This is a genomic window from Clostridioides sp. ES-S-0049-02, assembly GCF_020658465.1.
In the GTDB taxonomy this organism is placed as follows: Bacteria; Bacillota; Clostridia; order Peptostreptococcales; family Peptostreptococcaceae; genus Clostridioides.
Genome location: NZ_JACVWG010000001.1, coordinates 1268967 through 1283560, shown reverse-complemented (window position 1 = coordinate 1283560; position 14594 = coordinate 1268967). Strand labels below are relative to the sequence as shown.

The 14594-nt window shown below is 27.3% G+C and carries 11 protein-coding genes, 1 tRNA gene and 3 riboswitches; of the genes, 8 read left to right on the top strand and 4 right to left on the bottom strand.

The window, feature by feature from the left end; genetic code table 11:
• Positions 1-56 precede the first annotated feature (56 nt).
• From IC213_RS05835 to IC213_RS05815, 5 genes are all read left to right on the top strand, one after another.
• Entirely contained in the window at positions 57-1040 is a 984-nt protein-coding gene (locus IC213_RS05835; RefSeq protein ID WP_227433108.1) for a dipeptidase, read from the top strand.
• A gap of 242 nt (positions 1041-1282) precedes the next feature.
• Positions 1283-2236, top strand: a complete 954-nt coding sequence (locus IC213_RS05830) for an ABC transporter permease (RefSeq protein ID WP_227823793.1) — start codon at positions 1283-1285, stop codon at positions 2234-2236.
• Positions 2226-3182 (top strand): iron chelate uptake ABC transporter family permease subunit, encoded by a 957-nt coding sequence (locus IC213_RS05825; protein WP_227855802.1) that lies wholly within the window; start codon positions 2226-2228, stop codon positions 3180-3182. Before IC213_RS05830 ends, IC213_RS05825 begins: the two co-directional genes overlap by 11 nt.
• Positions 3179-3934, top strand: a complete 756-nt coding sequence (locus IC213_RS05820; RefSeq protein WP_227433112.1) for an ABC transporter ATP-binding protein — start codon at positions 3179-3181, stop codon at positions 3932-3934. The genes IC213_RS05825 and IC213_RS05820 overlap by 4 nt, the downstream gene beginning before the upstream one ends.
• An 84-nt stretch (positions 3935-4018) precedes the next feature.
• Complete coding sequence (locus tag IC213_RS05815; protein WP_227862834.1) at positions 4019-4987, top strand: ABC transporter substrate-binding protein; 969 nt, start codon at positions 4019-4021, stop codon at positions 4985-4987.
• Between the two features lie 133 nt (positions 4988-5120).
• Here the strand turns inward: IC213_RS05815 and IC213_RS21255 are convergent, their stop codons facing one another.
• The gene (locus IC213_RS21255) at positions 5121-5336 is read right to left on the bottom strand and encodes a GntR family transcriptional regulator (RefSeq protein ID WP_227862856.1); all 216 of its coding nucleotides are present in this window, start codon (positions 5334-5336) and stop codon (positions 5121-5123) included.
• A 983-nt stretch (positions 5337-6319) separates the two neighbouring features.
• On the opposite strand from IC213_RS21255, the gene IC213_RS05805 reads away from it, so the two are divergent.
• Positions 6320-8179: a GGDEF domain-containing phosphodiesterase gene (locus tag IC213_RS05805; protein ID WP_227862833.1), complete on the top strand. Its 1860-nt coding sequence runs from the start codon at positions 6320-6322 to the stop codon at positions 8177-8179.
• Positions 8180-8477: 298 nt separating this feature from the next.
• Here IC213_RS05805 and IC213_RS05800 read toward each other — a convergent pair whose 3' ends face one another.
• From IC213_RS05800 to IC213_RS05790, 3 genes are all read right to left on the bottom strand, one after another.
• On the bottom strand, positions 8478-9077 hold the full coding sequence (locus IC213_RS05800) for a TerD family protein (protein WP_227433117.1): 600 nt from the start codon (positions 9075-9077) through the stop codon (positions 8478-8480).
• A gap of 102 nt (positions 9078-9179) precedes the next feature.
• Positions 9180-9977 (bottom strand): MetQ/NlpA family ABC transporter substrate-binding protein, encoded by a 798-nt coding sequence (locus IC213_RS05795; protein ID WP_227433118.1) that lies wholly within the window; start codon positions 9975-9977, stop codon positions 9180-9182.
• A gap of 113 nt (positions 9978-10090) precedes the next feature.
• Positions 10091-10198: riboswitch (SAM riboswitch) on the bottom strand.
• Between the two features lie 90 nt (positions 10199-10288).
• On the bottom strand, positions 10289-11275 hold the full coding sequence (locus tag IC213_RS05790) for a lipoate--protein ligase (protein ID WP_227433120.1): 987 nt from the start codon (positions 11273-11275) through the stop codon (positions 10289-10291).
• A 168-nt stretch (positions 11276-11443) separates the two neighbouring features.
• A riboswitch (Lysine riboswitch) is annotated at positions 11444-11620 on the top strand.
• Between the two features lie 144 nt (positions 11621-11764).
• Between IC213_RS05790 and IC213_RS05785 the strand changes: the two genes are divergently transcribed.
• Positions 11765-13495, top strand: coding sequence for a Na+/H+ antiporter NhaC family protein (locus IC213_RS05785; RefSeq protein WP_227862832.1), 1731 nt, complete (start codon positions 11765-11767; stop codon positions 13493-13495).
• 111 nt (positions 13496-13606) lie between these two features.
• Positions 13607-13687 (top strand) — tRNA-Leu (locus IC213_RS05780).
• Between the two features lie 658 nt (positions 13688-14345).
• A riboswitch (glycine riboswitch) is annotated at positions 14346-14450 on the top strand.
• The last annotated feature ends 144 nt before the right edge of the window (positions 14451-14594 follow it).

Here is a 14594-nt window from a genome sequence, read left to right as displayed (position 1 = left end):
TTGTAAAGAGTGAAAAACAAACGTTTGAAAAAGATTTTATTTAATTGGAGGTTGTCATGATTTTTGATGGACATTCAGATACTTGGTCAGATGTAACGATAAGAAGAATTAATGGAGAGAAAGATGTATTTAGAAGAATCCATCTTGAAAATTTTAAAAAAGCAAATATTGAAGGGGCTATTTTTGTAATATGGATAGACCCACCATATGATAAAAAGCCTGAAAAGAGAGTTAAGCAGATAATAGAATGTGTAAAAGAAGAAATTGAAGATATGAAGGATATTGTAAACATAGTAAAAAAATATTCTGATATAAATAAAGGTCTAAATGAGAATAAAATAAATATTTTAATTGGTCTTGAAGGTTTAAGCCATGTTGGAAAAAATTTAGACTTAATCGAATATTATTATAAAGAAGTTGGAGCTAGACATGCATCATTAACTTGGAATGAGCAGAATGAACTTGCTACAGGGTGTTTAGGAGATGAAAACAGAGGCTTAACTGCAATAGGAAAAAAAGCAGTAGATAAGTTAGAACAATTAGGTATGCTAATAGATGTATCACATCTAAATGAAAAATCATTTTGGGATTTGATGTCTGTTGTAAGTAAACCAGTTATAGCATCTCATTCTAATGTTAAGAATCTATGTGATGTAAAAAGAAATCTTACAGATAATCAATTAAAAGAAATTTCAAAAACAGGTGGATTAGTGGGAATAAATAGCTTTAGAGCATTTACCAATATTAATCCTAAGAAGCAAGATTTAATACATTTAGTTGACCATATAGATTATATGGTGAATCTTATAGGTATAGAGCATGTATCTTTTGGTTTTGATTTTAGCGATTATCTAGGAGAAGAGACTATAGGTTCTTTTACTGAAGAAAATTCCAAAAATCCAAGTGTAGATGGGCTTAAAAGTACATATGAAGCTAAAAATATAATAGTAGAGCTTGAAAAAAGAGGATATAAAAAAAGTGATATAAATCTAATATCGAGTGGAAACTTTTATAGAGTGTTTAAAGAGATACTAAAGTAAGATAGTAATTAAATTAGGTGTAGAAAATACTATATTTAATAAGAAGCATTCATATATATAGATTTATATATGAGATATGGTTTAGATTAAATTTAAATGTTACTAGAATTTTTAATTCTAGTAACATTTTTTATATAAAAAAACAAATATATATACATATTGACAATGATAATTATTATTGATAAAATGTAAAAAGAAATGATAATAATTATCATTTTTAGTAAAAAAATTAAGGAGGGAGAATGAAAAAGAGATATTTAATTATAGGAATAATAATTTTATCTTATTTTTCCTTATTTATAGGAGCAGAAGATATAAACATAATGCATATATTTGCAAAAAATCAGCATAAACTTATGATATTTGTCATGAGTAGAATACCAAGATTAATAAGTATATTAATTGCAGGTATAGGAATGAGTATAGCAGGCCTTATAATGCAACAGATAAGTAAAAATAAATTTGTATCGCCTACTACAGGAGCAACAATAGATGCGGCTCAATTTGGTATAGTAATTTGTATGCTTTTAATACCAAGTGCATCGATTTTCACGAAGACCATAATAGCATTTATATTTTCTCTTATAGGAACATTTATGTTCATGAAAATAATAAGGAAGTTACAGTTTAAAAGTATAATATTCGTGCCATTAGTAGGTATAATGTTTGGAAATATAATAGGTTCTATGACTGATTTTATTTCATATAAATATGATTTGAGTCAAAATGTAAGTTCTTGGATGCAAGGTGACTTTTCTATGATACTTAAAGGAAATTATGAAATATTATACATAACAATACCTCTCATAATAGTAGCATATATTTATGCAAATAGATTTACTGTTGTTGGGATGGGGATGGATTTTGCAACTAACCTAGGTCTAAGTTATAAAAAAGTCGTTAATGTAGGTTTAATAATAGTAGCTCTTGTTACAGTATGTGTAGTTGTTACTGCTGGTAATATACCTTTTATAGGTCTAATAGTTCCTAATATTGTATCTTTGTATATGGGTGACAATATAAGAGATAGTATATGGCATACGGGATTATTTGGGGCACTATTTGTACTTATATGTGATATTTTTGGAAGGCTTATCATTTATCCATATGAAATATCTATAGGGCTTACAGTTGGTGTTATAGGAAGTATACTATTCCTTTACTTAATACTAAGGAGGAATATAAATGAAGCTTAGTCTTAATAAAAAAATTTACTTAGTGACTGCATTACTCTTGATATCAATGGCACTTTTTTTAACCTATGGAATAGATATGAATAATCTAGATTATGCATTATCACAAAGAATACCAAAAATACTTGCAATGATACTTGGAGGAGGATGTATAGCATTTACTACAGTAGTATTTCAAACAATTACTAACAATCAGATATTAACACCAAGTGTGCTAGGATTAGATTCCTTATATGTAATGATTCAAACTATAATAGTATTTATATTTGGAGCAAGCAGTAATCTCATTACAAATGAAAATTATAATTTTATCATTAATGTGACTATAATGATTGTAGCTTCAATGTTATTGTATAGGGCATTATTTGAAAGAAAAGAAAATAATATTTTCTTTTTAATCCTAGTAGGAATGGTATTTGGAACTCTATTTAAAAGTGCAACAACATTTATTCAAGTAATGATAGACCCTAATGAATTTCTAGCACTACAAACTAGCATAATGGCTAGTCTAAATAATATAAATACAAATGTATTGTTAATTGCATTTATAATAGTTATTGCAACAATACCTTTTATATATGATGATATAAAATATTTAGATGTACTATCATTAGGTAGAGAGCAAGCAATTAATTTAGGTGTAGATTTTGATAAAGTAGTAAAAAAAATGATAATCCTAATAGCAATTTTAGTTTCAGTATCAACGGCACTTATTGGACCTATGACATTTTTAGGTCTTTTACTAGCCAACATAGCTAGAGAAGTTTTTAAAACATATAAACATACCTATTTAATTTTAGGTTCTATATTGCTAGGAATGATTACGTTAATAATAGGTCAATTTTTTATACAACATATATTCAAATTTGATACAACATTAAGTGTAGTAATAAATTTTATAGGAGGAATTTACTTTATCCAATTATTATTAAAGGGGGCAAATAGATGATAGAAATAAAAAATATATTTAAAAAATATAAAAATAAAAATGTTGTAGATAATGTTTCTTTTAATATAGAAAAAGGAAAAATAACATCTTTTATAGGTCCAAATGGGGCTGGTAAAAGCACTGTGTTATCAATAGTAACAAGACTTATAGGAGGTGATAGTGGAGAAGTATTGATAGAAGGAAAAAGCTTGAGTTCTTACAACAATAAAGAACTTGCAAAAAAAATAGCTATACTTAAACAATCTAATAATATAACTTTAAAACTCACAATAAGAGAATTAGTTGGCTTTGGAAGATTTCCATACAGTGAAGGAAATTTAACTCAAGAGGATGAAAAATATATTAATGAAGCAATAGAGTATATGAAATTAACTGATATACAAGACAAATATTTGGATGAATTAAGTGGAGGTCAAAGACAAAGAGCTTATATAGCAATGGTAATAGCCCAAAATACGGAGTACATATTACTTGATGAACCACTTAACAATTTGGATATGAATCATTCAGTACAAATGATGAAGGTACTTAGAAGTCTTTGTGATGAGTTAGGTAAGACTATAGTGTTGGTCATGCATGATATAAATTTTGCTTCATGCTATTCAGATAATATAGTTGCACTTAAAAATGGAAAAATTGAAAAGGTAGGTCGTACAGATGAAATAGTTAATGAAAAAGTTTTAGGAGATATTTACGAAATGAACTTTGACATTAAGCATATAAATGGAAATAGAATATGTGTTTATTTTTAAAACACTATAGATAAAAATCTATGAATTTTCTAATCAAAATTTAAACTAAGACAAGTATTAATAAAAAATGAGGGAGACATTAAGATGAATAAAAAAGCAGCAATAATAGCAACCGTGGCTATAGTAGGATTAGTAGCAGTATTTGCATTAGGTGGGAGTAAAAAAAGTGATAAGAAAACATTAGATGCTTCAAATGCTACTATAAAAATAACTCATAGCTTAGGAGAAACAGATGTAAAGTTGAAGCCTAAAAAAGTAGTAGTATTTGATTATTCAGCACTAGATACAATGGATGCACTAGGTGTAAGTGAGAGTTTAGCAGGACTTCCAAAATCAAGCTTACCAGTATCTTTAGAAAAGTATAAAGATGAAAAATATGCAGATTTAGGTGGATTAAAAGAACCAGATTTAGAAAGTATAAAATCAACAAATCAAGATTTAATCATAATAAATGGAAGACAAGAAGATTTTTATGAGCAATTATCTAAGATTGCACCAACAATAAGTACAAGTAAAGATGATAAGAAGTATTTAGAATCTGTCAAAAATAATATAAATAAAATAGCTAAAATATTTGGAGTAGAAGAGAAGGCTAATCAAGAATTTGCTAAAATTGAAAAGAAAATAGAAGTTTTAAATAAAAAAGTAACAGAAAAAGACTTAAATGCTTTAACTCTTATGGTAAATGAGGGGAATTTAAGTGTATTTGGTGAAGAGTCTAGATTTAGCATATTATATAATAGTTTTGGATTTAAGAATAAAGATAAAAATATAAAGGAATCAAGTCATGGTCAAAATATTACTTTTGAATATGTAGCTAAACAAAATCCAGATATTATGTTTGTTATAGATAGAGGTATAGCTACTGGTAGTGATGTGAAAGCTGGTTTAACAGCTAAATCTGTTTTAAACAATGACGTAATAAAGTCTATGGATGCTTATAAAAATGATAATATAATATACTTAGATGCACCAACATGGTATGTAAATGATGGTGGTCTTACATCTTTAAATAAGATGATAGATGATGCTTCAAAAGCAGTTAATAAGTAAGTCTATTTTTTATGGCAAATGTGTTTTATATAATGATTATGTAATCAGCCACCTTAAAGTGGCTGATTTTTTTTGATTTAAATACTTCTGTGGACGAGTTTTGTAGACTTGTATAAATCTATAACAGTTTCCTTTATTGCTGAAAAGTAATTAATTGAATACTTTTTTGAATTTCTTCATCTTGTTCAGAGATGATAATAGAAGTTAGTTTAACTCTAATTGAAATATAGCCAGCACCTTGCATTCGTGATAGAGCAGTACGAGCTGTTTGTGGTGCAACTCTAAATTGCTTGCAAATTGTTTCAATAGATGGTAGAGTTTGCCCTTTTTTATAATGTCCAAATAATATACTCTATACATAGTATTCATAAATTAAATAATACAAGCCATATTCGTGTTTCAAAGTATTTACACTTCCTATTATTATACAACTTATTTGATGAATCTTATTTTATCATTCTATGTTTAAGGTTTAAGAAAACTAGCTAGAACTTGCGGTTTATTAGTTATTTTGATACAATTAATCTAATACATACATGAACAAGGTTATGTTATTATATTAATAATTCAATGGATATATATTTATTATATAATCTCTCAAGAGTGGTTTAAATATTAGAATAAAATCTTCTAAAAAAACGTTTTTCTATTTTTGTTACTAATTATTGATTTTATCCGTATAAAACCTCCAGCATATGCACTAAAGAAAGAATGTAGAAATTGATTAAACAGACCCTTATTTCTCAACTAGTTTACATAAAAAATACTTTGCACAACAAAACTTGAAAAACATTTACAAGTGTATGGACTTATGAGTGATTATTTTATTAAGTATGATTATAAAAAACACATTGATATTTTCAATACCACCTACAAAGGATAATGAACAACCTAGATTAATAACAATGAAAAAAAGGAAAAAGGTCACGATAGATTTTAGATTGCAGATTTTGAATAAAAATAAACAAACATTAAACTTGCAATAGCTATTATGATTATAGTATTTATATAGGTTCTAAAGTTTGTTAACAGAAACTAAACCTAGACCTATTGGAAAATTTGAAAAAATGATGATTTACAAAAATATGCAATGTCAAAAATAAACTATGTAGAATAAAATCTTCTATATTTTAAGTAATAAGAGAGTTTTATTAAGGTTTAATACACGTTATTTGAGAAAATGATTATACAATATTTTACTAAGTTGGTTATTAAAAATGTTTAGAAAATTTATTGAAGAAATCATATTAATTATTTATAACATATAAAACCTAGTTAGCATAATTGTAGAATATCTGATAAACGTGAAAACATAGGGGATAGAGGTATTTTATGAAGAGATTTTTAAAGATAACTATCTTAGTTTTATTTGTTTTATTAATTTCTATAAGTTACATTTCTGTTCAATTAATTCACAACATTGGAGATTATGGAAAGTTGATTAATTATGTTGGTATTGTTCGTGGAGCGAGTCAACGTCTAACTAAATTAGAAATGAATTTTCAACCAAATGATGAACTAGTAGAATATATCGATGAAATTTTACATGAATTAAATACAGGACATGGAAAATATGGTCTAGTAGTCACTGATTGTAAAAAATATAACGAGTATTTATCTTTATTAGAAAGAAAATGGGAAGATTTAAATATTGAAATTAAAAAAGTAAGGATGGAAGAAGATAGTAGTCAGTTACTACAAACAAGTGAAGAATTTTTTAAGATTGCAAATGACACAGTATTTGAGATAGAACATTATTCGAAAGAAAAAAGCGATTACTTAATGACTTTAATAATTATAATATCAATTGTAGGTATAGTAGCATGGATTATATTGATTATGCAGTACAATAGAAGATTAATTAGACTTGAAAAATTAAATGTAGATTTAAAAAATATTGCATATAAAGATGAACTTACAGGAGCAAATACTATAGACAAGTTTAAGTTGGATGCAGAACAGTATATTTATAAACATAAAGACAAGAAATTTGCTATATTTTATATCGATTTTGAAAATTTTAAGTATATCAATGATATATTTGGATACGATTATGGGGACATGATATTAAAACGCTATTCTAATTTCATGATGGATGATATTGGAAAATATGAAACATTTGCAAGAGAGATTGCAGATAGATTTGTTGCATTAAGATGTTATGTAGATAAGGAAGCTTTACTAAGAAGACAACAAATTGTAGATGATAAGTTGATTAACATTACAGATGAAATTAAAAATAAATATAGTATTACTATTGTCAGTGGAATTTGTTGTATTGAAGATGTGAATGAAAAATTAAATATAGATGATTTGATAAATCGTGCAAATTTTGCACAAAAGACTGTCAAGAATAAACCTGGTACTAAGTATGCTTTTTATAATGAAAATATTCGCAAAAAAATGATTGAAGAAAATACCATTAAGAGTAGAATACATGAAGCACTCAATAGAAGAGAATTTGTTGTTTATTTTCAACCTAAAGTTAATTTACATAATCAAAAAATAGATTGTGCAGAAGCTTTAGTACGTTGGATGACACCAGACAAATGTGTGATATCTCCAGCGATATTTATTCCAATATTAGAAAAGGAATTTTTTATTAGCTTAGTAGACCAATATGTATTTGAAGAGGTATGCAGATGGATTAGAAAGAGATTAGATGAAAATGAACAAGTTGTTCCCATCTCAGTTAATGTTTCTAAGATTCAATTTTATAATACTAAGTTTGTAGAAACTTATTCGCGTATACAAAATAAATATAATATACCTAAAAATACTATAGAAATTGAATTTACAGAAAGTGTTGCTTTTGAAAATCAAGAGCATCTTTTAGAAATTGTACATGACCTACATGAAAGTGGCTTTACTTGTTCTTTGGATGATTTTGGAAAAGGATACTCGTCTCTAAGTGTTTTGAAGGATTTACCATTTGATGTTTTAAAGCTTGACTCAATGTTTTTTAAAGAAAGTTTAAATAAAGAAAAAGAGAAGATAGTAATAAAAAATATTATACATATGATAAAAGAGTTAAATATTATAACTGTTGCTGAAGGTATTGAATATAAAGAACAGGTTGAGTTTCTTAAAGAGATTGGGTGTGATTTGGTTCAAGGATTTGTCTTTTATAAACCAATGCCAATATTAGACTTTGAAAAAATATTAGATGAAGAAACTGTTTATAGTTTATAATAGTTAAAGTATATTTTAATATATACTAATCTAATAAAGTGCTTATAATATAAGTGCTTTATTAATTTTGTTAACTATTTAAAATGTACAGTGATACAAATATTGAGAATAACATCAATACATAATATACAACTTTATTTAAATAATTACATGAAAACTATAAATTCTTATAAGGTTTTATGTGAGGTGTAAATAATATAGAGTTATGTTTTAGAGAAGATGAACTTATTGATAGTGTTGATGGCGAATACATAAATAAAGACTATAAGTAGATTTACTTATAGTCTCTTAAACATTGTTATTTTTTCCCTGCAACCCATTTTAAGCCCCAGTTAAATTCATTATCCATTTCTCTATGTCCTTTAAAGTATTTAACTACCTTTTCAACACTAAATGTTTCATCATTTACATTTTCTATTAATGCTATTGAACACATATTATAGCCATTTTTATGCTCATCAAGCTTAACCACTAAATCAGAATCTTGTTTTTGTTTAATAGTTACAACTCCGTCAGCTTCTGACCAATTAGCCACACCTTCATAAATAAAAGCATAAATCAATATTCTTTTTATTTCTTTTATCTTGTTACCATTGATTCTTATATTTTCGCCTTGTGTATTGCTTCCTGTTCGGTCATCTCCATCTAGTTGAGCAAAAGGAGGATGTTCTAAATTGCCAAAGGAATTGCCTAACGCTTGAACAGCACCTTTTACACCATTTTTCATTTCAAACAAGCAACCTAAATCTAAATCTATATTACTATTTCTTAGAGCTCCAAAAAAGCCCTTTTTTTGTACTTTTTGATTCCAATTTAGATTAACTAAAATCTCACCTAAATCGGTATTTTCTTTTTTTGTAAGATTTATTTTTTGTCCTTTTTTCAATTCTATAGCCATAGTAATCTTCCTCCACAAACATAGATTTACTTAAATGGTAGCACTTAACAAGTCAATATTCAACAAGATTACAATAATAATATTAAAATTATACTAATTCTACTAAAAAACAGGAATTACAATTCCTTTGTATTTTTCTTCAATTAAGTTTCTTGCTTTATCTGATGTAAGAACTTCTTGTAGAACTTTAATTTTTTCACTATCTTTATCTTCACTTCTAAATGCTAAAAGATTAGCATATTCATCATTTACTGGTGCTGTGTAGATTCCATTTTTCTTAGCATCAAGACCAGCAGGTACTGCGTAAGTAGTGTCTATAAATGCAGCAGTTACATCTGGAAGAGAAGATGGTATTTGAGCAATATCTAATTCTTTGAATTGTATGCCCTTTGGATTTTCAATTATATCTTTAGGACTAACTAAATTATTTTCTTTAGGTAAAGTTAAAAGTCCTATACTTTCAAGATATCTAAGGTCTTTAGAACAAGAAGATGGATTGTTGCTTATTGCAATTGTATCTCCCTTTTTAAATTCATCAACAGATTTTATTTTGTAAGAGTAAAGTATCGCTGGGCATACATATAGTTTAGTTCCTGCCATTATTTTATAACCTTTAGCTTTAACAGCTTCTTTTAGATAAGGTTCATGTTGAAATAGATTTGCATCAATTTCGCCATTATTTAAAGCTTCATTTGGAAGTATGTAATCGTCAAAGTTCTTAACTTCTAAAGTATAACCTTTTTCTTCAATCAGTGGTTTTAGTTCCTCTAACAACTCTCCACCTGGAACTAAAGTAGCACCAACAACAATTTTTTTATCGTCTTTAGATTTTGAACATCCAACTACAGATAAAGTAAATACTAGACATAATAACAAGCTTAATAATTTTTTGAATTTCATAAAAATTCCCTCCTGAATATAATTGATTAGTTAAAAATAAAATACCCTCTTTTTATCACATCGTGAAAATAAAATAAGCCTGAGTGTAAACTCAGGCTTTAAAAGCTAATTTAAACTCATCTTTCAGTACAATACTGCAGGATTTAGCACCAATGTATATTAAAAAATATACTGGTTGCTGGGTTTCACAGGGCCAGTCCCTTCACCACTCTGGATAAGAAGTATTAATTTTTAATTATGTTATACATATTAGCATGATTTTTTGTATCTGTAAACATAATTTTATAAATATTTTAAAGTTTTTGTTATTTCTATTTAACACCCAAAATTCCAGAAACTAAAATATTAGTATCAGCACCCAAGAAATAGTCATTTATTTCAATAGCATCTAAAATAGCTCTCAATGAATTCTCCTCATGCTTTGTACCAATAAGTTTATCTTCTACAAAAGATACATCACACTTCCCAAAGAAATCTCCAAAAAACTTTATACTAGTTATTATACCTTTATCAACATTTAAATTAAATTCTACATTTCCACCAGCATATTTTAATTCATTTGAAAGAGAGTATTTTGGTGAATTACCAAAATTCCAATCCCAAGTTTCATATTTTGATTTAGTAAGTTTTTCTATTTCTTCTATGTCATATTTACTTAGAGAGTAATTTGTATTACCAGTATTTGTTGAAGAAAGATAATTCATTATAGCATCTTTAAACTCAAGTATATCCATATCAGACTGTAAATGTTCGCTTATATTGGTTACACGAGACTTTACAGATTTTATGCCTTTACCTTCAAACTTTATGGGTTTTACTTTTAGTGCATTTGAAAGGTCATTTATTTCAGATGAAAATAAAAGTGTCCCATGATGCATCACTTTATTTTTATAGTTATGTTGAGCATTTCCAGAGAATTTTTTACCTTCTATAAGAAGGTCATTTCTTCCAGAAAACTCAGCATTGACATCTAAGGTTTTAAGCAAGTCTATTATTGGTTGAGTGAATCTTCTGAAATCACTAAAGCTATTATTATTACAAGCTATAAATGTAAAGTTTATATTTCCTAAATCATGAAATACAGCTCCTCCGCCAGATTGTCTTCTAACAACTGGTATTGAATGTTCTTTTATATATTCTAAGTTTATTTCAGAAAGTGTATTTTGATTTTTTCCAACGATTATAGAAGGTTCGTTCCTCCATAAAATAAATAAATCTTCGTCAAAGTTTTTAAGTAGATATTCTTCCATTGCTAAATTAAAATAAGGGTTTGTTTTTTCATTGTAAATTAATAACATTAAAGTAATTCCTCCATATAATTGATAAAATTTTTTTAGCTGATTTTAGTACAATTATTTTTATAATTCGACAATAATATAAAAAATCCTTTAAAGTAAAATTTTTAAAACTTCCTTGCAAATTTTAAATAAATAATATATACTCAAAATATATTTAATAAAAGTGAATAAAAGGGTAGAGGCGCAATAATCTATCAGTACCAATAAGGAGTTAAGCACAAAGAATTATTGGGAAAGGGGATATTGCCGAAGTTTTATAATCGATGCTTTAAGATTATATTGCTGGGGGTACATAAAATATATGTACAACTGTCACAGGTTTATTTGTGGTGAGCTATCATTTAAGGAATTATATTATATTTGTTTTTAGTATTATCAATGTATTGTAATGTTTAAGCCTTGAGTGTTTACCACTCAAGGCTTTTTTATTTTATCATAACCCATAATACCCTATATAATTCACAAAATTAAAAAGAGAGGGAGATTTATATGAGAAATAAAAAATTTAACATTATTTTTCTGACGACAATTATGTTTATAATGTCAACTGTAATGGTATTTGCAGAGGAAGATATAGATACCATTGCACTGGCTAACGCAGAAAAATTTGGAATTTTAACTTTAATACCACCATTAGTTGCTATAATACTTGCATTTATAACTAAAAATGTAATAATTTCTTTATTGCTAGGAATTCTTTCTGGAAGTTTTATAATTCAAGTCAGTGGAGTTAATGTATTTGCTGCATTTATACAAGCGTTTTTAGACTTAGTAGATAGAGCTTTAGTATCTCTATCAGACCCGTGGAATGCAGGGATAATACTACAAGTCTTAGCAATTGGGGGAGTAATAAATCTTGTTGCCAAGATGGGTGGTGCTAAGGCTATAGCTGAAGCACTTGCAAAGAGAGCAAAATCAGCTAAAGGTACACAGATTATAACTTGGTTTTTAGGTCTTTTAGTTTTCTTTGATGATTATGCTAATTCATTAATTGTAGGACCTATGATGAGACCAGTTGCAGATAAAATGAAAATATCAAGAGAAAAATTAGCATTTATAATAGATGCTACAGCAGCACCAGTTGCTGGGCTTGCTATAATATCTACATGGATAGGTCTTGAAGTTGGTTTGATACATGATGCTTTTGAAAGTATCAGTGTAGATGTTGATGCATTTGGCATATTTTTAAATACAATACCATTTAGATTTTATAACATATTAATATTAGCATTTATTGTAATTTCAGCGTTATTATTAAAAGAATTTGGACCAATGAGAAAAGCTGAAATAAAATCTAGAAGTAGAAAAATTGGTACAGACCTTGATGAAGGTGTTGAAGAGTTGGATGATTTAGCTCCAAAAGATGGAGTGAAATTAAGTGTATGGAATGCTATAATTCCAATAGGTACATTAATAGTAGTTGCACTAGCATCATTCTATTATAGTGGATATACATCTATAATGGGAGGAGAAGATAAGACTTTAATACAATTATTTACAAATTCGCCATATTCTTTTGAAGCAATCAAAGAAGCGTTTAGTGCATCTGATGCATCTAGAGCATTATTCCAATCTGCATTAGTTGCAAGTTTAGTTGCTATTATAATGGCTGTAGTTAAGAAGATTTTTACAGTATCAGAAGCAATTGATGTTTGGATAGATGGTATGAAAAGTTTAGTAATCACTGGTGTAATATTAATACTTGCTTGGTCATTAAGTTCAGTAATAAAAGAGTTAGGTACAGCTAAATTCTTGATACATTTATTATCAGGTTCACTGCCTCCATTCTTACTACCAAGTTTAATATTTGGATTAGGAGCAATAATATCTTTTGCTACTGGAACTGCTTATGGAACAATGGGTATACTTATGCCACTTGCGATACCACTTGCATATTCACTAAATCCTGACATGTCTTATGTAATAGTAAGCACAAGTGCAGTTTTAACAGGTGCAATATTTGGAGACCATTGTTCTCCAATTTCAGATACAACAATACTTTCTTCAATGGGAGCTGGATGTAATCATATAGACCATGTTAATACTCAAATGCCATATGCTATATTTACAGCAGTAATTACTATTGTATTTGGATATATACCAGCTGGATTTGGATTGCCAATATATATAGTATTGCCAGTTGCTATAGCAGCTGTATTTATAGGTCTTCAAATTATAGGTAAGAGAGTAGATGAAGCAGAAATAGAACTTGCAGAATAAGGCTGTAAATGAATTTTACCTTTTATTATCATTATTTTGTTTATTTTTAGATAATTTAAAAAAGTTATTGAAAATAATAGCGAAATATAGTAAAATAAAAGAGTAATATAAGCGGATGTGGCGGAATTGGCAGACGCACTAGACTTAGGATCTAGCGCCATTGGCGTGGGGGTTCGACTCCCTTCATCCGCACTTTACAGTACTTAGTTGTGCTGAAAAAAAACTGGGGTTGCTGGCTTTCGGAGTGGGCTATCCCGTTTTTATTTTTTGATAAATAACTATATTAAATTAATAGGGATACCTAATGATAGGAATTTGCTATATTGTTATTTTTAGAAAACTTGTAAAAAAGCTCAATAAGTTCTTTTTGTTATACAAAAATAAAATTACATATACAACATTTAAAATGTATGTAAATAAAGGTATAAAATTTTATAGCAATGTATTTTAAAAGTATAAAATGATTAAAATTTTAAGAAATATTCAAATCACATAACCATTCAATAGTTGTAATTCTATTAAAAATATTCTATTTTAAAAATCTTATTTTTCACAAGTTTAAAATTGTAAACGATTTCATCAAGTGTATGAATATACTTTTAACATGTTATAGTAAATCTCGATACAAATTTACATTTGGTTCTTTGTGTGTTATTTTAATAATAAATTAAGTGAAAATGTTATTTTGCATTAATATATAATATGTTTGCAGAAGAGTGAATAATATAAAAGAGAAATAATTGATAATAAAAACTTAACAAAAAAATTAATACATAAAAAAAAATAAATATAATGTGTTGACATTTGATTTAAATATTCATAAAATAAAATTGAAAATAAATATTTCCAAGTGAGATTAGCGAGAGAGACCTTTATACAAAAAGGCGCCGAAGAAGAAATTTAAGAAATGCCAATTCTTAGAGAAGCTTTCAGGCAAAGATATCGCTAATTGATGGGACTCTGGAGAGACTTAAGTTAAATACTATAAGTCACCGAAGAAGCAGAATAATATTAAATTATTAAATCTTTCAGGTATACAAACAGGGATATATAGGCTAGGATTATTTCCTATGCTTATATATTTTTTTTTATGGGAAAA